Below are 19297 nucleotides of genomic sequence, written 5' to 3'. Positions count from 1 at the left end.
TGCGGAATTAGAGTTCAAGCATGGCGGTCCACAACCGGCGGTACACGCTGGACGAGGTGGTCGGCTCCGGGGGAATGGGAGCCGTGTACCGCGCGACGGACACCCGACTGGGCCGCACGGTGGCCGTCAAGGTCCTGCGCGCGGACCGGAGCGCCGACGAGGTCGCCCGGGCGCGGTTGCGCAGCGAGGCGCACCTGGCGGCGTCGATCCAGCATCCCGGTGTCGCGCAGGTCTTCGACTTCGAGGAGGACGACCCGTCGTCGGACGGCTCGACGTACATCGTCATGCAGTACGTCGAGGGTCGTTCGTTGTCGGAACTGCTCAAGGAGCGGGGTCCTCTTCACCCCGACCAGGTGATGTCGATCGTCCAGCAGGTCGCCGCGGGTCTGCAGGCCGCGCACGACGCCGGGATCGTCCACCGCGACCTCAAGCCCGCGAACATCATGTTGACGCCGGCCGGCCGCACGGTGCTGGTCGACTTCGGGATCGCCCAGGCGGCCACGAGCGATCCGCTGACCGACACCGACGCGCTGGTCGGCACGACCGACTACATCAGCCCCGAGCAGGTGCGCGGTCAGGCCGCGAGCCCGCAGTCCGACCTCTACTCCCTCGGCCTGGTGGCGTACCACTGCCTCACCGGCCGCTCCGCGTTCCGCCGCGCCACCCCCGTCGCGACGGCGGTGGCGCAACTGCACGACGAGCTCCCGGCGCTGGAGCCGCCCGTCCCGGCCGGCGTCGAGCGGCTGCTCCGCGCGATGACCGCGAAGAAGCCGGCCGACCGACCGGCCACGGCCGCCGACGTGGCGCACCAGGCGGCCGCGCTAGGCGCTGCCGAGTCGATCGACCTGCCGGCCACCTTCGAGATCTCGCTGCCCCAGCCCTGGCACTCCACGGCCGACCTCAACACGGCTCCCACTCCCGGCCCGGCACGCGACGCACCGCGGCGGCGCGGGGGGCCCGTCCCGGCCTATGCGGCGATCGCGGTGGTCCTGGCGTTGGTGGTCGTGCTGGGCGCGCGGCAGCTGTTGGGCGGAGATCCCGAGGTGCCCGACGTGGTCGGGATGAGCGCGCTGGACGCGGCCGAGGAGATCCGGGCCGCCGGTCTCATCCCGCGAGCCGTCGTGGTCGACGTGGCCACCCGGGCGCAGGGCAACGTCATCGCGCAGTCCCCCGAGCCGGGTGACGAGGCACCGGAGGACACCGCGATCGAGATCTCGGTCGCCTCAGGCAAGGTGCCCGTGTCGGCGTCCTCGGTCATCGGCAAGGGCTACGCGAAGGCGGCGGCCGAGCTGGAGGAGCAGGGGTTCGTGGTGAGACGCAAGGAGGTCACGCGGCCGAGCGACATCGGCCAGGTCGTGGCGGTGGACAAGTCCGGCCGGCTCCCCGACGGCGCCACGATCACGCTGTCGGTCGCCGTGGCCCCCTCGATCACCATCGCCCGCTCGGGCGGCGCCGTGCGGCCTCCCTCCCCGGGTGCCCCGAAGGACGCCACCCCCGCGAACCGGGGGCAGGGCAACAGCGACAAGGGCAAGGCGAAGGGCAAGAACCGCGGCAACGGCTGACCACTCAGCCGGTGCGGCGCCATGGCGGTGCGGAGGGCTCGAACCGCAGGCTCAGGACGGAGACCAGCGCCGGCAGTCCGATCACCATGGCGATCAGCGGCTGCCAGTGCAGGCCCGAGAACGCCGTGGAGGACAGGATCGCCGCCTCAGGGACCGTGCCACGGGAGGGGCGGATGTTCTGACTACGCTCGAGCCAGCGTTTCCACAGTTCCCCGGCAGCGCACCCCGTCGCAGGACACCTCGGCCCGCAGGAGGCGCGATCACATGAGCGAACCGCGGTCGTCCCCTTCCGTGCGCCGGCTCGGCTGGATCGCCGCCGTGCGCGTCGCGGTCTCACTCGCCGCCCTGGCTGCCGCCTACTGCCTCGTGCCCCTGCGGTCCGCCGGGACGGAGTTCACGGGGCTGGCCGTGGCGCTGGTCGCGTTCGGTGCCGTGGCCGCGGTCCAGGTCCCCCTCATCGTGCGCTCGAGCCACCCGACCATCCGGGCGGTGGAGGCGCTCGCGCTCGTGGTGCCCGTCTTCCTCGTGATCTTCGCGCGGACCTATCTCGCCGCGTCGACCAGCGACCCGGCGGCGTTCAACGAGCCGCTGACCCGCACGGACGCGCTCTACTTCACGGTGACCTGTCTGGCCACGGTCGGCTTCGGCGACATCGTCCCGGTGACCCAGTCGATGCGGCTGTTGGTGACGGCCCAGATCCTGCTGAACCTCATCCTGCTCGGCGTCGTCGTCAAGCTGTTCGTCTCAGCGGTCCGATGGGCTCGCACGGACCGTCGCGGGTCGCCCGAGGGTGAGGACTGAGGTCTCAGTGGCCCAGCAGCTCGTACTGCCGGGCGACCCGGACCGCCGCGTTGCGGCGCGACACCCCGAGCTTGCGCAGGATGTGGCGCACGTGCGTCCGCACGGTGTTCACCGAGATGTACATGGCCGCGGCGATCTCCTCCGTCGTCAGCAGCTCGCCGAGGTGCTCGAGCACCTCCAGCTCCTTGGCGGTCAGATCCTCGAGCGGACCGCCGGAAGGCAGGGCGGTCGGGACCGGCGCCGACTCCTCACGCGCCAGGAGGCGTCGAACCGCGGGAGCCGCTTCGCGGAACGGGCGCCTCAGGCCGGAACGCCGCGCCAGCGTCACCGCCGTCCCCAGGCACTCGCGCGCACGCGTCGCATCGCCCTGGCCCAGCAACTGCTCGCACCGCACGAGGATCGCGCCGACGCGCACCGGCAGCGACGCACGGGCAGAACACGCCAGCACGAGCGCCCGGGTGGCGCCCTCGTCATCGCCGAGATCGGCCCTGGCCCGAGCGGTCAACAGCGCGGTCGACGGTGAAACGGGACGCCCGTCGAGCTCTGCCAGCGCGCCCGGCGCATCGCCGCTGAGCAGCAGCAGGCGGACGATCTCCTCACGGGTCCGGGCGGCGATCCACACGTCGGCGGCCGCGAGCCCGGCGACCAGCTCGCGGAGCGCGGCGAGGGCGCCGGACGTCTCTGCGCGGGTCTGCCCCAGCCGGGTGTCGACCCATGTCGCGACCGCCCGTGCCACCGGATCCGATGCGATGAGGTCGGTCCTCCGGGCGGCCCGGAGGTGCTCACCCGCGGTGCGTGGATCCGACCGCTCGGTGGCCAGCCACGCCAGTGCGAGGTCGCCGTAGGCCGGCCGCTCCCCCGGTCCCGCACCCTCGTTCTCACCGGCGGCGATCGCCTCGGAGGCGAGCGCGTCAGCGCGTACGAGGTCGCCCGAGAGGCCAGCGAGCAGGGCGAGCAGTCCCAGGCTCTCCACCCGCACCGTGCCGGCTTCCCTCACCGACGAGGCGCGCCGCAGGGAGTCCTCGGCACGGCCGGGACGACCCAGGCGAAGCTCGGCGTGGCCCTCGACCAAAGCCACGAGAGCCCGGAGTGCGCCCCACCGGCCGGGAGCCGGCTGCTCCGTCCCGATCAGGCGCGCGGCGCGGCGCGCCAGAGCCAGCGACACGACCGGATCGACGGTCCTGCGTGCCCGGGCAGCCTGGAGCGTGACGACCGCGTGTCGCATGCTCTCGTCGCGCGGCTCACGACGTCCCTCGAACCGGGTCAGCTCGACGTCGACCCGCTGGACGTCCCCGTCGATGAGCGCCAGCGCGCCACGCACGACGGCCGCGGCGTCGTGGTCGAGGTCGTCGGGGATCGCGCGCAGCGTCTGAACCAGAGCGCTCGTACCGGGGTCCGCCAGCAACCGCCCGATCATCGCCTGACGCACGACGGCCTCGGCCGCGAGGTCCCAACGACCCGCGGCGCCGTGGTGGTGCACCGCGGGGCCGAGCATGCCCCGGCCGGCGAACCACGCCGCTGTCCGCACGTGCAGATCGAGCAGGGTCGCGGGCGCCCGGTAGGCCAGCTCCGCGCGCAGCAGGTCCCGGAAGAACGGCTGGAACCGGTAGTGCCCCGCCTGTTCGGGGACGGGCTCGATGAACACGTTGACATGCTCGAGGGCCGCCAGGGTCCGGCCCGCCCGCTGGCCGACCAACTCCTCGGCGAGTCCCGGCTCGATGGTGTCGGGGACGCTGAGCGCCATCAGCTGGTCGCGCACCCGCGGCGGATGGGCCTGCAGCACCTCGCCCACGAGGTACTCCGCGATGCTGCCCTGGGCGCCGGCGAGCCGTTCGGTCGCGTCCGCCGGCCCGGCCGACGACTTGGCCGCGAGTCGCAGCCCCGTGACCCAGCCGCGCGCACGGTCGTTCAGCAGCCGCACGTCGGCACGCCCGAGCGGCACCCCCATCGCCTCGAACAACGCCTCGGCGTCGTGATCGGTGAACGCCAGGTCCGCCATCCTGAGCTCCACGATCGTCTCGTCGAGTCGGTACCGGTAGAGCGGCAGCACCGGGTCGGCACGGGTCAGCAGGACGAGCCGGAGCCGGCGCCCGCTGTGCTTGAGCAGATAGTCCAGATCGCCGGCGACGGCGGCGGAGTCGACCTCGTACCCGTCGACGACGACGGTGACCGGGTGCGCGGACGAGGCCACCGCGAGAGCGAGGCGACGCCGCACGTCCAGGTCGAGTGCCACCTCCGCGGTGGGCAGCGCGGCCACCGGGACGTCCAGTCCGAGCCGCGCGAGGGCGGCGCCCAGTCCGGGCCAGAACGCATCGTCCTCGTCGAACGTGATCCACGCGGTTTGCGCAGGCCGGCGCGTCCTCACCCAGTCGGTCACGAGTGCGGTCTTGCCCGTGCCGGCCGGAGCGCTGACCAGGACCAGGCGGCACCCCGGCTCGGCGTCGAGCCGCGTGAGCAGGTCGGGCCGCGGATGGAACTGGCGGGGTAGCTCCGGGACGCCGTGCCAGCCGTGCGGCGCGGTGGCGCCGGGCCATGCGTGGTCGTCCGCTGACGGGCGCGGAGCCGATGACGCGGACACGGTGTCCACCTCCCCGAATCCCCGGTGAGCGACGCGCGACGCGCGCCGAGTCCTTGGTCTCCAATGAAACACCGACATCCGGCTCGTGCCACCGGGGACGAGCCCCGGGCCGACGGTCAGCCGGTCCTCGCGCCGCGGAGCAGGCGTACGCTCTCCAGCCGCAGTCCCGGCGGATCGAGCCGAGCGACGATGGCCCCCAGGTCCGCCGATGTGACCGTCACGAAGGTCGTGCACGGGTGCGACTCCACGACGCGGCCGGGCCGCAGGGCCCACCGCAACACCGGGCCCAGGTCGCCGACGATCGTGAACTCGTACTCCTCGCCGTCTTCGGGGGTGCTCATGGTGCGTCCGCGTCATCGGCCGCCGGAGCGAGTCGGCGGACCTCGACGACCTCGAGACCGTACGTGCGCAGGGTCGCAAGGAATCCGTGGAGGTCGGCCTGGTCGCGCAGCCGGGTCCGGACCGCGGTGAGCAGTTCGCGGTTGACCACCTCGATCCCGCCGACCTCGGCGATCACGGCGTCGGGAACGGCGCCGCTGATGCGGATCTCGAAGACCTGGCGGGGCTGGGGCTGTTGGGTCATGGTCCCGGGTCACCTCGAGGACGGGGCCGGCAGCGGATCGGTCGAGGCGGTCGGCGCCGCCGACCGGGCTCCTGGGCGCGCGGCGCCGATGAGGAACTGCACCACCGCGAGCAACCCGACGGCGAGCGCGAGCGACCACCACCACCGGGTGAGGTCGACATCGCCGCCCCACAGCAGGACGACCGCGGCCACGACGACCGCCGTGACACGGAGCCACGCCGCATTGGCCGCGACCCAGCTCCCCGCCTCGTGTCCCTGCCGGCCCAGCACGGTCGAGCCCGCCCGCTCCAGCCCATCGCGGACCGCTTCACGCACGGCCGTGCCGTACCGGTTCCGTCCCGCGAACCAGCCGGCCACGATGAGGGTGATCCCCAGCCACAGCACGACCGTCTGGCCGCGGTAGAGGTACGCGAGCAAGGTGGCGTAGAAGGAGCCGCTGGCCGGGCCGAACGAGGTGTCGGAGAGTCCGTCGACGAACAGCTGGCGCCCGACCGACAGCGCCAGCGCGAGCAGGAGGGCGTTGAGCGCCACCGCGATCCCGATCGCGACGGCCATCCGCGCCCGGCGGCCCGCCAGGACGAAGGCGGCCAGGAAGAGCACCGCGACCGCCGGGAGCATCCAGCGGGCCACCGGGTTGGCGAACGCGTAGATCGTCCGGACCTCCTCGAGCCGGGGTGCCTTCATCAGCACGACCTCGCGGTCCTCGCGTGGGACGGACACGTCCTGCACGAAGGTCAGCCCACGCGCGGCGAGCCGGGACTTGACCTCGTCGATGATCTCGCCCACATCGAGGACGACGTCATCGCCCCGGAGCGAGACCAGGCCCCCGCCCCCTCCGGCCAGCAGCCGGTGGACCAGCTGCTGGACGCGGGTGTTCACGCGGACCCAGATCTCGTCGAACGTCGAGGACGCGAGGACCGCCCGCACCTCGCGGTCGACCGCCGCGTCGATCGCAGCGGCCAGCGGTCCGGCGAGCAGGTCGAGGCGCGCGGCCTCCGTGCCGGTCCGCGCGAACACGTCGTCCAGCAGGCGCCGGACGTCGACCTGCTTCTCGATCGCGCCGGTGACGGTGCTCGCGATCACGTCCTGCAGCTCGGGCGACTTCGCGAGGGGGCCCACCGTGTCGACGTACTGCTGTGTGTCGTTCAGCGTCCGCTGCCCCCAGTACGAGACGCCCGCGGGGATCGTGAGCAGGGCGGCCACGACCAGGCACAGCACCGCCGCCGCCGATCGGCCGCGTGACGGGTGACCTTCGGCCACGCCGGTGTTGTTGTCGTCCATCGGTCCCCCTCGTGCGTCGCGCGTCGGCCGGTCTCAGGCGTGGCTCATTCGGTGCCGAAGGCCTCCCGCAGCGCGGCCTCCTGGTCGCTGCTGAGGTTGGTGAAGAGCAGGTCCTCGGGCTCGTGGCTCGCGAACGCGTCCTTGACCTTGTCCAGCACCACGTCGGAGGTCAGCACGAAGAGCGCCGACGTCCCGGGCGTCACCTTGTCTCGGACCTTCTTGATGAAGTCGTCGTCGATCCCGACGTCGGTCAGCGCGCCCGCCAGGGCTCCGGCCGCCATCCCGACGGCCGCGCCGATGACCGGCAGGAAGAAGATGATCCCGAAGAGCAGGCCCCAGAAGGCCCCACCGAGGGCCCCGACGCCGGTGGTCGAGTAGAGCTGCTTGGTCTTCGGCTTCTTCTTGCCCTCGGGCCAGGAGACGGTCGCGGCGTCGAGCAGGTTGAGGACGTTCTGCTTGCTCAGGTCCTGCAACGTGCGCTCGGCCTCCTCCGCTCCCTCGGGGGTGTTGAACTTCCAGACGGTCAATGTCGATTGCGCCATCGTCGGTCTCCTTGTCGGTGGTACGGGTGTGACATCCCGAGTCCACGCCGAACTGCGCCGATCCGCCTCATCCCCAGCGGATGATGCGCCGGCTCGCGATCTGGGAGACGCTGCCCGTGGCATGGCCTGCGGGAGGAGCTCACGATGTGTCGGTGGCTGGCGTACTCGGGCAGTCCGATCCTGCTCGAGGAGTTGCTCTACCGGCCGTCGCCCTCCCTCATCGACCAGAGCCTGCACGCGCAGATGGGGGCCGAGGCGACGAACGGGGACGGCTTCGGAGTCGGCTGGTACGGCCTGGACACGACGACTCGGTCCATGCCCAACACGCGGGGTCCCGAGGTCCCGGTGCTGTTCCGCGGCGTCGAGCCGGCGTGGAACGACCAGAACCTGCGCGAGCTGGCGCGATCGACCTCGTCGGGCCTGTTCTTCGCGCACCTGCGAGCCAGCACCGGCTCGCCCGTGCAGCAGACGAACTGCCACCCCTTCCGTCACGGTCGCTGGCTGTGGATGCACAACGGCGCGATCCGCGAGTTCGGGCGGATGAAGCGCGACCTGTTCCTGGCGATCGACCCCGGGCTCTTCTCCAGCGTCGAGGGCTCGACCGACTCCGAGGTGATGTTCCACCTCGCGCTGACGTTCGGGCTCGAGGACGACCCGGTCGCGGCGGTCGAGCGGATGGTCGGCTTCGTGGAGGCGACGGGGCGTCGTCACGGGGTCGAGAACCCGATGCAGATGACGGTCGCGACGTCCGACGGCGAGAGCCTGTGGGCCTTCCGATACTCGACTGAGCGCCAGAGCCGGACGCTGTACGTCAGCACCGCGATGGCGACCCTGCGCTCCCTCTACCCGGACAATCCCGCGTTCGTCGGGCTCTCCGAGGAGACGCGCGTCGTGGTGTCCGAGCCCGTCGGCGCCCTGTCGGGCGTGTGGCATCCCTTCCCCGAGTCCAGCTTCGGGATCGTGCAGCCCGGCGACGACGTGATGGGCGACTTCACCCCGCGCGACCCCTGAGCGCGATCAGCCGTCGGCGACGAATCCGGCCCGGCGCAGGTGGTCGAGCAGGGTGTCCACGAGGGGAAGTCGCTCCAGCTGTCCGGGCTCGAACCACGCCGCGTCGTCGGCGTCGTCGGCGGCGCGCAGCGTCCCGCCGACGACCCTGGCGACGAAGTCGTGGATCTCGTACTCACGTCCGTCGCCCGTGGGCACCCGGGCCACCCAGAGCTCGCGGCCGACGGTGACGTCCAGTCCCGTCTCCTCCAGCACCTCGCGCGCGGTGGCCTCGGCGAGGGTCTCCCCCGGCTCGACCTTTCCTCCGGGGACCGACCACAGTCCGCGTCCCGGATCGTGGCCGCGACGGACCAGCAGGAGACGGCCGGCGGGGTCCACGATGACCGCGCCGGCGGCCAGGACCGTGGGTTCGGACATGCCGTCCATGATGCCCCGGGCGTAGCGTGAGCCCATGCCTCGCTCCATCGCCACGAACACCCACGTCGACCTCGACGAGCTGCTGGAGTTCGTCCGGCCGCGTCATCGGTTCATCCTCATCACGCGCCGCGCCGACGGACGCCCCCAGGCCTCGCCCGTCACCGGCGGCGTCGACGACTCCGGACGTCTCGTGATCTCGACCTACCCCGAGCGAGCGAAGACCCGCAACGCCCGTCGCGACCCGCAGGTCAGCGTCGTCGTCCTGTCGGACGAGTGGAACGACGCCTGGGTCCAGGTCGACGGGACCGCCGAGGTCCTCGACGTTCCCGAGGCCCTCGACGCGTTCGTCGAGTACTTCCGCAACATCTCGGGCGAGCATCCCGACTGGGACGAGTACCGCCAGGCGATGCTCGACCAGGGCAAGAGCATCATCCGCATCACCCCGACCTCGTGGGGCCCGGTCGCCACGGGCGGCTTCCCGGCGCGGTTGGTCCAGGACTAGAGCGGAGCCAGCGGCATGTGGGGACCGTCCGGCAGCGTCACGGCGATCGGCTGACCTGCAGCGACGTCGCCGCCGATCTCGACCACGGCCATCACGCCCACCTTGCGGACGGCCGACGCCCGGCTCAGCGGCACGGGACGCTCCGACGGCGTGCCATCGGCCTTCGACAGCACGACCTTCATCAGGCCCGGCTTGAACCGGTTGATCTGCACGCACGGATTGCGCAAGCCAGTGAGCCGCACGACGGGCCCGCCGAGGTCCACCAGGGTCCCCTCCGGCAGGACCTGGAGGTCGACGCCTTCCGTGAGCACGTTCTCGCCGAGATCGCCCGGACCCAGCTCGTAGCCCGCGGAGCGCGCCTCGTCGAAGAGCTCCGCGGCCAGCAGGTGCACCTGGCGCAGGTTCGGGAGCGTCTGTCCACGGTGTGGCCCGTACCGGTGCTTCATCGTCGCTCCGGCATGGACATCACCGTCCACCCCGTGGCCGGCGAGCAGGTGGATCAACGTGGCGGGCACCTTGCTGAAGCGGTGCCGGTCGTCGCGGCTGACGGCGACGACACGGGGCTCGGACACGGGCTCCATGCTGCCAGAGCAGCCCTTCCGACCCGGACGTCGTGGGTGCTCACTGGTGAGACTCTTCACGGCGGGAGGCAGGGCCCCGCGCTCACCGCATGCCGTGACGAGATGTACGCGACCCGGGTCCCATGGGCGGTTGAGCGAGCGTCGGCCCTCGTGTAATAACCCTGCGATCACTGCGAATTCCACCGTTCTCCCGTGTTCGGCTTTGCACTTCATCGAGTCGGGCTTAACCTGAAAAAGGTCCCCCTCACCGGAGGTACCGACTCGCCACGGGGGCGTCATGGTTACGAATTCCACCCGAGCAGCACACCGCGCCGAAGAGCCGGGAGTTGTCGAGCTCAATCCGATCTTCGCCAGGCCCGGAGAGGCCACCGAACTGCCGAAGTACGACTTCCCACCGGGCGAGTCCCTTCCCGAGACCGCCTACCAGATCGTCCACGACGAGGCGATGCTCGACGGCAACGCGCGACTGAACCTCGCGACCTTCGTCGGCACCTGGATGGACGATCACGCCGTGCGCCTGATGAGCGAGGCCGCGGACAAGAACATGATCGACAAGGACGAGTACCCGCAGACCGCGGCGGTCGAGACTCGCTGCTGGACGATGCTCGCCGACCTGTGGCACGCACCGGACCACGAGCACACGATCGGTACGTCCACCATCGGGTCGTCGGAGGCCGCGATGCTCGGCGGACTGGCGCTCAAGCGCCGGTGGCAGACCGCCCGCCGCGCTGAGGGGAAGTCGACCGACCGGCCGAACCTCGTGCTCTCCACGGCGGTGCAGGTCTGCTGGGAGAAGTTCTGCAACTACTTCGAGGTCGAGGCCCGCTACGTCCCGATCTCGCTCGAGCACAAGGTGCTCGACGGACACGACCTGGAGTCCTACGTCGACGAGAACACCATCGGCGTCGTGGCGATCATGGGCGTCACCTACACCGGCATGTACGAGCCGGTCACCCAGATCGCCGAGGCACTCGACCGGATCCAGGAGTCGACCGGGCTCGACGTCAAGATCCACGTCGACGGAGCCTCCGGCGGCATGATCGCACCGTTCGTCCAGCCCGACCTCGCCTGGGACTTCCGGGTCGAGCGCGTGGTGTCGATCAACACCTCGGGTCACAAGTACGGACTCGTGTACCCCGGTCTCGGTTGGGTCGTGTGGCGCGATCTGGAGTCGTTGCCCGAGGAACTCATCTTCCGGGTGTCCTACCTCGGTGGCGACATGCCGACGTTCGCGTTGAACTTCTCGCGGCCGGGCTCGCAGGTGCTGTTGCAGTACTACATGTTCCTGCGCCTGGGCCGGACCGGTTACACGGCGGTCCAGGAGAACTCCCGCAACGTCGCGCTCTTCCTCTCGGGCGAGATCGCCAAGATGCCGGCGTTCGAGCTCTGGAACGACGGGTCCGACATCCCGGTCTTCGCCTGGGCCCTGCGCGAGGGGCACACCCAGAACTGGAACCTCTATCACCTGTCGGACCGGCTCCGGACGAAGGGCTGGCTGGTTCCGGCCTACCCGATGCCGGACGACCTGCCCGAGCTCACGGTGCAGCGCATCGTGGTGCGCAACGGCTTCAGCCATGATCTCGCGGCGGCGTTCCTCGCGGATCTGCGTGACGAGGTGGCCTACCTCGACGCCCTCACCGGTCCAATGCCCACCGAGGGGCAGCGTTCCGGCTTCCACCACTGACCGAGTTGCACGAGCACCGACTGATGGGGCGAGACCATGGCGACAGGGCATAGGACAGCGAACACGAACAGCGGTACCGGGCAGCATGTCCGGGCCGACGGGACACACGCTCCGTCGGCGGAGCACGTCAAGCCTCATCCCTACGGGGAGCCGGGGCACCGCAACCCACCGGAGCACTCGGGTCCGGCGATCGGCGCGCCGGCGGCCAGCGCGAACGTCGCGATGTCCGTCGCCCAGTTGGCGATGCTCACCGTGGTCGTCGTGGCGTCCTTGCGCTCCCTTCCGGCGATGGCCCTCTACGGGCTCGGGTCGATCTTCTTGTTCATCGTGCCTGCGATCGTGTTCCTCGTGCCGACGGCGCTCGTCGCGGCCGAGCTCGCGACCGGCTGGAAGGGTGGCGTCTTCACCTGGGTGCGCGAGGCGTTCGGCGACCGGGCGGGATTCCTGGCGATCTGGCTGCAGTGGATCCAGAACGTCGTCTGGTACCCGACCCAGATCGCGTTCATCGCGGCCAGCCTGTCGTTCGTGATCGGTGACGAAGGGCTCGCGAACAAGGGCCTCTACACCGCGGCGGTCATCCTCGTCCTGTACTGGGGATCCACGATGATCACCCTGGCCGGCGGCAACCTGTTCGCCAAGGTGGGCTCGTGGAGCGGCATCTTCGGCACCCTGTTGCCGGCGGCGCTGCTGATCATCTTCGGCATCGTGTGGCTCACCACCGGAGAGAAGTCGCAGACGCCCTTGGAGGCCGAGGCCGTCATCCCGCCGTGGACCGGGCTGGCGTCGATCGTGCTGATCGTCTCCAACGTGCTGGCGTACGCCGGCATGGAGGTCAACGCGGTGCACGCGAACGACATGAAGGACCCCGGTCGCGGGTTCCCCAAGTCCATCGCGCTGGCCACGGGGCTGATCCTGCTGGTGTTCATCCTGCCGACGATCGCGATCAGCCTGGCCGTGCCCAAGAAGGAGCTCGGGCTGACGAACGGCATCAACCTCGCGTTCCAGGAGTTCTTCGACCACTGGGACATGTCCTGGGGCACCCCGGTGATCTCCGCGCTCATCGCGCTGGGCGCGTTCGCGTCCGTCGTGACGTGGATCGCCGGTCCCTCGCGTGGTCTGCTCGCCGCGGCGCGGAGGGGCCTGCTGCCGCCGCTGCTGCAGCGCCGCAACAAGGCGGGCGTCCAGGTCGGCATCCTCGGCGTCCAGGGGCTCATCGTGACGCTGCTGGCGCTGCTGTTCGTGCTCCTGCCCAACGGCAACACGGCGTTCATCGCACTGGTCGACATGGCGGCCGCGCTGTACCTGATCATGTACATGCTGATGTTCGCGGCGGCGCTGAAGCTGAGGAAGTCCCAGCCCGACGTCGTGCGGACCTACCGGACGCCGGCGATGACCTTCGTCGGCGGGCTGGGCTTCGTGGCCTGCGCCGTGGCGTTCATCCTGGCCTTCGTCCGTCCGTCCGGCTTCAGCGGACTGTCCGAATATGGGTACCCGCTCGTGGTGCTCCTGGTCGTGATCGGACTCGGTGCTCCACCGCTCATCTTCTACGCGCTGCGACGGCCCGGTTGGGACCAGCGCACCGACGCCGAGCGGGCGACGGCCGACACCGTGCTGGTCAACCCGCCACCCGCCACCGGAGCGCAGACGACGACCGCCGGAACGGCGACGCCCGGCGGCACCGGCACCTAGTTCGCTGCCCCGTCCGCGCCGACCGGCGCGGACGGGAACAGCCGGTCCAGGACGTCGGTCATCGTGATCACGCCGTAGGTCGCCTCGCCCGCTGCGGCCACGACGGCGAGGTGGTTCCGGGTCTCGCGCATCGACGTCAACGCCTGGTAGACCGGCGTCGACGGCTCGAGGGCCAACACCGGCCGCAGCAGCGCATCGGCGTTGCTGTCGTCGGCGTGCAGCAGGGTGTCGCGCACGTGTACGAAGCCGCGGGCTCCTTCGTCATCGGCCAGGAGGATCCGCAGGTGGCCCGAGTGCAGGGCCGCCTGCCGCACCTCCGCCACCGAGGCGTCGGTCGCCACAGCAGTGGGCCGTGTCCCCGGCTCGACCAGGTCCGCCACGGTCAGCGACTCCAGTTCGAGGACGATCGCCAGTTGACTGGAGTAGGTCGGGTCCAGGGTGCCGGCGGTGGCCGAGTGGGCCACCAGGTGCCGGAGGTCGTCGGAGTTCTGCCCTGCCGACAGCTCGTCAGCCGGTTCGACGCCGACCTTCCGCAGGCACCAGTTCGCCATCTCGTTGAGCCCGATCAGCAGCGGACGCGTCAGCCACATGAACCCGCGCATCGGGATCGCCAACACGGTGGCCGAGAGCTCCGGGTGCGCGATCGCCCAGGACTTCGGCGCCATCTCCCCCACCACGAGGTGCAGGAACGTCACGATCACCAGCGCCAGCGCGAAGCCGGCGACGTCCGCGACCCACAGCGCCATGCCCCAGGTCTCGAACCACGGTGTCAGCCAGTGGTGGACGGCCGGCTTCGTGATGGCGCCGAGCGCCAGGGTGCAGGCCGTGATCCCCAGCTGCGATCCCGCGAGCAGCAGTGTGAGCTCGCCCGAGCTGCGCAGGGCGGCGCGCGCGGAGCGACTCGTGGCGGCGGCGTCCTCGAGCCGGTGCCGTTTGGCGGCCAGCAAGGCGAACTCCACCGCGACGAAGAAGGCGCTCAGTGCGATGAGCGCGACGGTCGCCGGACCGATCAGCCAGGGGTCGCTCATCGGTCGTTCTCCTCGTTCTCGTCGGTGATGTCGATCGGGCACGTGATGCGCACGAGCGCGGGGACGTGCCGGTCGATCTCGAGCACCTCCACGCGCATCCGCGTCCTGGCCGGTGCACCGATCTCGGCCAGGGTCGCCGGGTCCACCGGCAGGTCGACCTCGATCGTGGAGCCGACGTCGGGCAGCGTGCCGTGCTCGGCGATGACGAGGCCGGCGATGGTCTCGTAGTCGCCGTGCGGCAACTCGCGATCCACGGCGCGCTCGACCTCGTCGATGTGGACGTCGCCGCCCATCACCCAGGTGCCGTCGTCGTCGATCGACTCGACGGAAGGATCTGCCGGGTCGTGCTCGTCGGTGATCTCACCGACGAGCTCCTCGGCCATGTCCTCGATCGTCAGGACACCGTCGAAACTGCCGTACTCGTCGACGACGCAGGCCAGCTGACGCCTGGACCCCCGTAGTTCTCGCAGGGCCATCGGGAGGTTCATCGTCGCGGGCAGGATCAGCGCGGGACGCGCCAGCGTGGCTGCCGTGCGCCCGGGGTCGTCCGCGACGAGGACGTCGGCCAGCTCGACGATGCCCAGGATCTGCTCGTCCTCGCTGAGGACCGGGTACCGGGAGTGGCCCGACGCCATCACGGCGCGCACCTCCGCCAGCGTGTCGTCGGCGCGCAGCACGTCGACCCGCGACCGCGGGATCATGGCGTGCTCGACGTCGGAGTCGGGGAAGTCCAGCACCCGGTCCAGAAGCGTCGACAGCTCGTGCGGCAGGTCGCCGCTGCGTCCGGAGTGCTCGACGATGTGCTCGAGGTCGCGCGGGGTCGCGGCGTGCTCGACGTCGTGGACGGGCTCGATCCTCAGGACGCGCAGCAGCGCGTTGGAGGCCGCGTCGAACAGCGTGATCAGCCAGCCGAACGCGGCGAGGTAGAGGGTCGTCGAGCGAGCGAGCCACAAGGCGACGGGCTCGGGCTTCGCGATCGCCAGGTTCTTCGGGAACAGCTCGCCGAAGATCATCTGCACGAAGGTCGAGAACAGCAGGGCCAGGACGGTGCCGATCGCGATGCCGACACCCGTCGGCACGTCGACGCCGCCCAGGGCGGTGCCCAGCGACGCACCGATCAACGGCTCGGCCACGTAACCCACGAGCAGGCCGGTCACGGTGATGCCCAGCTGGGCGCCGGACAGCATGAAGGAGGTGCGGCCCGTCACCGACAGCGCGCGCTTGGCGCGGCGGTCACCGCGCTCGGCCAGCGAGCCCAACCGGGCCCGGTCGACCGCCATGTAGGCGAATTCCTGGGCGACGAAGTAGCCGGTCACCGCGGTGATCAGCAACACCACCAGGACACCCAGCAGCAGAGTCAGCAACCACATCAGTTCCCACTCCCCCCGACCGCGTGTCGCTCAGCTGCAGGCAGGGGGTTCGTACTGTGTATGTCCATGTCTCTCTTTGGTCGAGGATCGCGACGGGCGCCGCAGTGTGAAGCATGAGTCTAGAGGGGGCGACCTACGGGACCCGACCCCAGCCGTCTGGAGGCCACGAATCTGAAACATGTGCGTCACACGTGATCTCTAGGCTCGGGGCATGTCTTCCCCCACCACCACCTCGCGCCCCACGCTGGCACTCCTGCACCTGCGCACGAGCCGCCCTCACGCGGCCCGGTTCCAGCAGGAGCTGGACGCCCTCAACGACGCCACCGCGGCGGTGGCGCGGGGCCTCGGATGGCGGGTCCGGGCCGTCGCCTCGGCGGAGGTCGAGCCCGAGGTGACGATGGCCGCCGTCCTGCGTGCCGACGCGGTCGTGCTGATGGGTGGTGAGGACGTCGACCCGACCTTCTACGACGGCGTCACCGACTACCCCGGGGCGGGCCACCACGAGCCCGAGGCCGACCGCGCCCACATCGAGGCCGTGCGCCGGTGCCTGGCTTCCGGGACCCCGCTGCTGGGCATCTGCCGGGGACTGCAGCTCCTGAACGTCGCGCTGGGCGGCACGCTCGTGCCCCACCTCGAGACCGGCCACGCGCACCGAGCCGACGGCGACGACCCCTTCGTCCCGAATCGGGTCGAGCTCCGCGGTGAGACGCTGGCCTCGTCGGTCGATGTCGCCCGGGACGTGCTGTGCAGCCATCACCAGGCCGTCGACCGGCTCGGCGACGGACTCCGCGTGGTCGCGCACGGCGTCGACGGCGTGGTGGAGGCGGTCGTCCACGACAGCGCACCCATCACCGGGATCCAGTGGCACCCCGAGCATCCTGCGGTGGCCGAGCGCCAACTCGCTCCCCTGCTGCGGCGTCTCGCCGAGCAGGCCGGCGTGCCGCAGCGGCCTGGTCAGGAGTACTCGGCCAGCACCGCGCGCGCGGCCTCCTCGACCACGACGTCGTCGTACTCGGCCTCGGGATCGTTGGTCGACGTGAACACCGCGAGGTAGACCGTCTGACCGTCGGGGCCGGTGACCACGCCGATGTCGTTGCGCAGGCCGCCGGCACCACCGGACTTGTCGGCGACCTCCCACCCGGCCGGGAGGCCGGCACGGGTCAGCGTGTCACCCGTGCTGTTGCCGCCCATCCAGTCCAGCAGGGTGCGACGTTCCCGAGGCGCGATCGCCTTCGTCTCCACCGCCGCCTGCAGCGCTGTCGCGAACGCGGTCGGCGTCGTCGTGTTCGCGACCTGGCTCGGCGTGACGGTGTTCAGGTCCGGCTCGTAGGAGTCGAGCTGCGTGCGGTCGTCGCCCAGGGTTCGCAGGAACTTCTCGACCGCCTCAGGGCCGCCCACGGACCGGAGCACGAGGTTCATCGCCGTGTTGTCGCTGTCCCGCACGGCGGCCTCGGCCAGCTCGTCCAGGGTCAGACCGCGCTCCGGGTGCTCCGACGTCACGGGCGAGTATCCGGCAGCGTCGATGTCCGCCTGCGTCCATCGCACCGTCTTCGCACGCTCCTGCGGTGTCTTCTCGGCCAGCATCGTCGCGGCGGCGAACGCCTTCACCGTCGACGCGTAGCCAAATCGGTCGCCGGCCCGGTACTCCACGCGCTTCCCCTGCACGTCGACGGCGCTGACGCCGATCGTCACGTCGTGCTGCTCCTCCAGCGCTGCGAGCCGATCAGCAATCTGGGCGCTACCCGGCAACGCGGACGTCGTGGGAGCGCTCGACGGTTCACGGGTCGGCCCGGATGCCGCGGAACACCCCGCGAGCACCACGGCAGCCGCAAGGAGCCCCGCTGTGGTGAACGTGCTGGTCGTGAATCCCGGCATCAGGCGGATCTCCCCCTCATCGTCGTTGGCTGTCCCGACGAACGCCACCACGGAGTCGCCGCCGCGGCCCAGCGCGAACGCTGATCCGCGGCGACGACTCCGCTGTTCACGTCGTCGGGCGGACGTCAGTCCGGCAACCGCCCGGCGGCGTGGTTGGCGGCGATGTAGCCGAACACGAGGCCCTGGGCGATCGTCGCACCCGGTCCGGGGTAGACCCGGCCGAAGGCGTTGCCGGCCGCGTTGCCGATGGCGTACAGGCCCTCGATGGTCGTTCCGTCGGGGCGCAGGGCGCGGCCGAACTCGTCGGCCTTCACGCCACCGCAGGTGCCGAGGTCGCCGGGCACGACCTGGACCGCGTAGTACGGACCCTTGTCGATCGGGCCCAGGCACGGGTTCGGCTTGATGCCGGGGTCTCCGTAGTAGCGGTCATAGGCGCTGTCGCCGCGACCGAAGTCGTCGTCGTGCCCGGAGGCGCACAGGTCGTTGAAGCGTTGGACGCTCTGCGGCAGGGCCGGCATGCCCAGGTCGGCGGCCAGCTTCTCGAGCGAGTCGGCCTTCTTGACCACGCCCGCGTCGTACCACTCCTTCGGGAAGGACTGGCGAGGGAAGATGGATCCGCCGAACACGTACCGGTTGCGGTAGCGCTGGTCGAAGATCATCCACACCGGCAGGTCCTGCGCGAGGAGGTCCTTGCCGGCCGACATGTAGTTGACAGCTTCGTTCATGAAGCGTTCGCCGGCCTGGTTGACGATGATCTGGCCGGGCAGCGAACGCTCGGCGAGCAGCGTGCCCGGCATGGGGCCGGGGATGGGGACCGCCGGGAACCACCAGGCCTCTTCGAGGAAGGCGAGGTCCGCGCCGATCCCTTGGGCGATGGTGATCGCGTCGCCGGTGTTGGCGGGGTTGCCGAGCGCCCAGTCCGTGTCCAGCTTCTCGGACTGGTGGGCGTGCCGCATCGCCTCGTTGCGGTCGAAACCGCCCGCCGCGAGGATCACGCCGTGCTTGGCCCGGACGCTGATGTCCTTGCCGTCGCGCTGGACCACGACGCCGACGACTCGATCGTCCTCGACGATCAGTTCCTTCAGCGGGGACTCCAGCCAGACCGGGATGTTGCGAGCCCGGACCCCGGCGTACAGCCCGGCGGCCAGCGCGCCGCCCCCGGCGATGTACTCGCGCTTGATGGCCAGACCTCCGACGCCCATCCCCAGCAGGCGCGCGGCGACGAAGATGCCGCGCGGGGTGCGCGCCACGAGGTTGAGCCACTTGTAGCTGGTGCCGCTCACGGGCATCGGGAACGGTGCCTCCAGCGCGGGCGGACGCAGCTTGCCCCGGTCGGCGCCGAGCTTGCGCGCGTTGAACGGCTTCGGTTCCATGGCCCGACCGGCCGTCGATCCGCCCGGGAGTTCGGGGAAGTAGTCCGCGTAGTCGGTCATGTGACCGAACTTCAGCGGCGTCAGGCGCGCCAGCGCCTTCACGGCCTCGGCGCCGTGTGACAGGAACGACTTCCAGCGAGCTTCGGGTGCCTCCCCGCGGGTCACCGCAGCCAGGTACTTGGTCGCCTCGGACATCGGGTCCTCCGCGCCGGCCTCGGTCAGCATCGGGTTGCTCGGAACCCAGAAACCACCGCCGGACAGGGCGGTCGAACCGCCGACGTATTCCGACTTCTCCACCAGGAGAACCGACAGTCCTGCCTCCGCCGCCGCAAGCGCGGCCAGCATCCCTGTGCCAGTTCCCACGACCACCAGGTCGAATGACTTGTTATCCATCTCACACTCCTCCGTTTGCGGACTAATACC

Annotated in this window: 18 protein-coding genes; 7 read left to right on the top strand and 11 right to left on the bottom strand. The window is 70.7% G+C overall.

Annotated features, from left to right (window positions below):
- Positions 1–20: 20 nt before the first annotated feature.
- Both H9L21_RS07740 and H9L21_RS07735 read left to right on the top strand, forming a co-directional pair.
- Complete coding sequence (locus H9L21_RS07740) at positions 21–1562, top strand: protein kinase domain-containing protein (protein ID WP_154595007.1); 1542 nt, start codon at positions 21–23, stop codon at positions 1560–1562.
- A 264-nt stretch (positions 1563–1826) separates the two neighbouring features.
- Positions 1827–2363 (top strand): potassium channel family protein, encoded by a 537-nt coding sequence (locus tag H9L21_RS07735; protein WP_154595008.1) that lies wholly within the window; start codon positions 1827–1829, stop codon positions 2361–2363.
- A gap of 4 nt (positions 2364–2367) precedes the next feature.
- Here the strand turns inward: H9L21_RS07735 and H9L21_RS15555 are convergent, their stop codons facing one another.
- From H9L21_RS15555 to H9L21_RS07710, 5 genes are all read right to left on the bottom strand, one after another.
- The gene (locus H9L21_RS15555) at positions 2368–4941 is read right to left on the bottom strand and encodes a winged helix-turn-helix domain-containing protein (RefSeq protein WP_304518652.1); all 2574 of its coding nucleotides are present in this window, start codon (positions 4939–4941) and stop codon (positions 2368–2370) included.
- Positions 4942–5057: 116 nt separating this feature from the next.
- The gene (locus H9L21_RS07725; RefSeq protein WP_154595009.1) at positions 5058–5282 is read right to left on the bottom strand and encodes a hypothetical protein; all 225 of its coding nucleotides are present in this window, start codon (positions 5280–5282) and stop codon (positions 5058–5060) included.
- Positions 5279–5524 (bottom strand): DUF8691 family protein, encoded by a 246-nt coding sequence (locus tag H9L21_RS07720; protein WP_154595010.1) that lies wholly within the window; start codon positions 5522–5524, stop codon positions 5279–5281. The genes H9L21_RS07725 and H9L21_RS07720 overlap by 4 nt, the downstream gene beginning before the upstream one ends.
- 9 nt (positions 5525–5533) lie before the next feature.
- Entirely contained in the window at positions 5534–6805 is a 1272-nt protein-coding gene (locus tag H9L21_RS07715) for a hypothetical protein (RefSeq protein WP_154595011.1), read from the bottom strand.
- Positions 6806–6849: 44 nt separating this feature from the next.
- Complete coding sequence (locus tag H9L21_RS07710; protein WP_154595012.1) at positions 6850–7347, bottom strand: DUF1269 domain-containing protein; 498 nt, start codon at positions 7345–7347, stop codon at positions 6850–6852.
- Positions 7348–7491: 144 nt separating this feature from the next.
- Between H9L21_RS07710 and H9L21_RS07705 the strand changes: the two genes are divergently transcribed.
- Entirely contained in the window at positions 7492–8358 is an 867-nt protein-coding gene (locus H9L21_RS07705; RefSeq protein ID WP_154595013.1) for a class II glutamine amidotransferase, read from the top strand.
- Positions 8359–8364: 6 nt separating this feature from the next.
- On the opposite strand, the gene H9L21_RS07700 is transcribed toward H9L21_RS07705, so the two are convergent.
- Complete coding sequence (locus H9L21_RS07700) at positions 8365–8808, bottom strand: NUDIX hydrolase (protein ID WP_230081286.1); 444 nt, start codon at positions 8806–8808, stop codon at positions 8365–8367.
- Between H9L21_RS07700 and H9L21_RS07695 the strand changes: the two genes are divergently transcribed.
- On the top strand, positions 8807–9274 hold the full coding sequence (locus tag H9L21_RS07695) for a PPOX class F420-dependent oxidoreductase (RefSeq protein ID WP_154595014.1): 468 nt from the start codon (positions 8807–8809) through the stop codon (positions 9272–9274). The genes H9L21_RS07700 and H9L21_RS07695 overlap by 2 nt on opposite strands.
- Here H9L21_RS07695 and H9L21_RS07690 read toward each other — a convergent pair.
- Positions 9271–9846, bottom strand: coding sequence for an MOSC domain-containing protein (locus H9L21_RS07690; protein ID WP_255467487.1), 576 nt, complete (start codon positions 9844–9846; stop codon positions 9271–9273). The genes H9L21_RS07695 and H9L21_RS07690 overlap by 4 nt on opposite strands.
- A gap of 286 nt (positions 9847–10132) precedes the next feature.
- Between H9L21_RS07690 and gad the strand changes: the two genes are divergently transcribed.
- On the top strand, positions 10133–11539 hold the full coding sequence (gene gad, locus H9L21_RS07685; RefSeq protein ID WP_154595016.1) for a glutamate decarboxylase: 1407 nt from the start codon (positions 10133–10135) through the stop codon (positions 11537–11539).
- Between the two features lie 222 nt (positions 11540–11761).
- On the top strand, positions 11762–13228 hold the full coding sequence (gene gadC / locus H9L21_RS07680) for a glutamate/gamma-aminobutyrate antiporter GadC (RefSeq protein WP_187411917.1): 1467 nt from the start codon (positions 11762–11764) through the stop codon (positions 13226–13228).
- Here gadC and H9L21_RS07675 read toward each other — a convergent pair.
- Both H9L21_RS07675 and H9L21_RS07670 read right to left on the bottom strand, forming a co-directional pair.
- The gene (locus H9L21_RS07675) at positions 13225–14256 is read right to left on the bottom strand and encodes a CNNM domain-containing protein (protein WP_154595018.1); all 1032 of its coding nucleotides are present in this window, start codon (positions 14254–14256) and stop codon (positions 13225–13227) included. The two genes, gadC and H9L21_RS07675, sit on opposite strands and share 4 nt — an antisense overlap.
- The gene (locus tag H9L21_RS07670) at positions 14253–15626 is read right to left on the bottom strand and encodes a hemolysin family protein (protein ID WP_222865887.1); all 1374 of its coding nucleotides are present in this window, start codon (positions 15624–15626) and stop codon (positions 14253–14255) included. The genes H9L21_RS07675 and H9L21_RS07670 overlap by 4 nt, the downstream gene beginning before the upstream one ends.
- A 211-nt stretch (positions 15627–15837) precedes the next feature.
- Here H9L21_RS07670 and H9L21_RS07665 point away from each other — a divergent pair, with 211 nt between their 5' ends.
- Positions 15838–16680, top strand: a complete 843-nt coding sequence (locus H9L21_RS07665; protein ID WP_154595020.1) for a gamma-glutamyl-gamma-aminobutyrate hydrolase family protein — start codon at positions 15838–15840, stop codon at positions 16678–16680.
- On the opposite strand, the gene bla is transcribed toward H9L21_RS07665, so the two are convergent.
- Complete coding sequence (gene bla, locus H9L21_RS07660) at positions 16581–17318, bottom strand: class A beta-lactamase (RefSeq protein ID WP_187411916.1); 738 nt, start codon at positions 17316–17318, stop codon at positions 16581–16583. The two genes, H9L21_RS07665 and bla, sit on opposite strands and share 100 nt — an antisense overlap.
- Positions 17319–17626: 308 nt before the next feature.
- On the bottom strand, positions 17627–19267 hold the full coding sequence (locus H9L21_RS07655; RefSeq protein WP_154595022.1) for an FAD-binding protein: 1641 nt from the start codon (positions 19265–19267) through the stop codon (positions 17627–17629).
- Positions 19268–19297 lie beyond the last annotated feature (30 nt).

This window comes from Aeromicrobium senzhongii (assembly GCF_014334735.1).
Taxonomy (GTDB): Bacteria; Actinomycetota; Actinomycetes; order Propionibacteriales; family Nocardioidaceae; genus Aeromicrobium; species Aeromicrobium senzhongii.
Note: the sequence above shows the minus strand (reverse complement) of the source record. Positions and strands in the feature narration are given on the sequence as shown.

What these genes read in the sequence shown, in the direction of transcription:
- H9L21_RS07740 (WP_154595007.1), top strand. Translation starts at nt 21, where the DNA reads ATGGCGGTCCACAACCGGCGGTACACGCTGGACGAGGTGGTCGGCTCC.
- H9L21_RS07735 (WP_154595008.1), top strand. Translation starts at nt 1,827, where the DNA reads ATGAGCGAACCGCGGTCGTCCCCTTCCGTGCGCCGGCTCGGCTGGATC.
- H9L21_RS07725 (WP_154595009.1), bottom strand. Translation starts at nt 5,282, where the DNA reads ATGAGCACCCCCGAAGACGGCGAGGAGTACGAGTTCACGATCGTCGGC.
- H9L21_RS07720 (WP_154595010.1), bottom strand. Translation starts at nt 5,524, where the DNA reads ATGACCCAACAGCCCCAGCCCCGCCAGGTCTTCGAGATCCGCATCAGC.
- H9L21_RS07715 (WP_154595011.1), bottom strand. Translation starts at nt 6,805, where the DNA reads ATGGACGACAACAACACCGGCGTGGCCGAAGGTCACCCGTCACGCGGC.
- H9L21_RS07710 (WP_154595012.1), bottom strand. Translation starts at nt 7,347, where the DNA reads ATGGCGCAATCGACATTGACCGTCTGGAAGTTCAACACCCCCGAGGGA.
- H9L21_RS07705 (WP_154595013.1), top strand. Translation starts at nt 7,492, where the DNA reads ATGTGTCGGTGGCTGGCGTACTCGGGCAGTCCGATCCTGCTCGAGGAG.
- H9L21_RS07695 (WP_154595014.1), top strand. Translation starts at nt 8,807, where the DNA reads ATGCCTCGCTCCATCGCCACGAACACCCACGTCGACCTCGACGAGCTG.
- H9L21_RS07700 (WP_230081286.1), bottom strand. Translation starts at nt 8,808, where the DNA reads ATGGGCTCACGCTACGCCCGGGGCATCATGGACGGCATGTCCGAACCC.
- gad (WP_154595016.1), top strand. Translation starts at nt 10,133, where the DNA reads ATGGTTACGAATTCCACCCGAGCAGCACACCGCGCCGAAGAGCCGGGA.
- gadC (WP_187411917.1), top strand. Translation starts at nt 11,762, where the DNA reads ATGTCCGTCGCCCAGTTGGCGATGCTCACCGTGGTCGTCGTGGCGTCC.
- H9L21_RS07675 (WP_154595018.1), bottom strand. Translation starts at nt 14,256, where the DNA reads ATGAGCGACCCCTGGCTGATCGGTCCGGCGACCGTCGCGCTCATCGCA.
- H9L21_RS07670 (WP_222865887.1), bottom strand. Translation starts at nt 15,626, where the DNA reads ATGTGGTTGCTGACTCTGCTGCTGGGTGTCCTGGTGGTGTTGCTGATC.
- H9L21_RS07665 (WP_154595020.1), top strand. Translation starts at nt 15,838, where the DNA reads ATGTCTTCCCCCACCACCACCTCGCGCCCCACGCTGGCACTCCTGCAC.
- H9L21_RS07655 (WP_154595022.1), bottom strand. Translation starts at nt 19,267, where the DNA reads ATGGATAACAAGTCATTCGACCTGGTGGTCGTGGGAACTGGCACAGGG.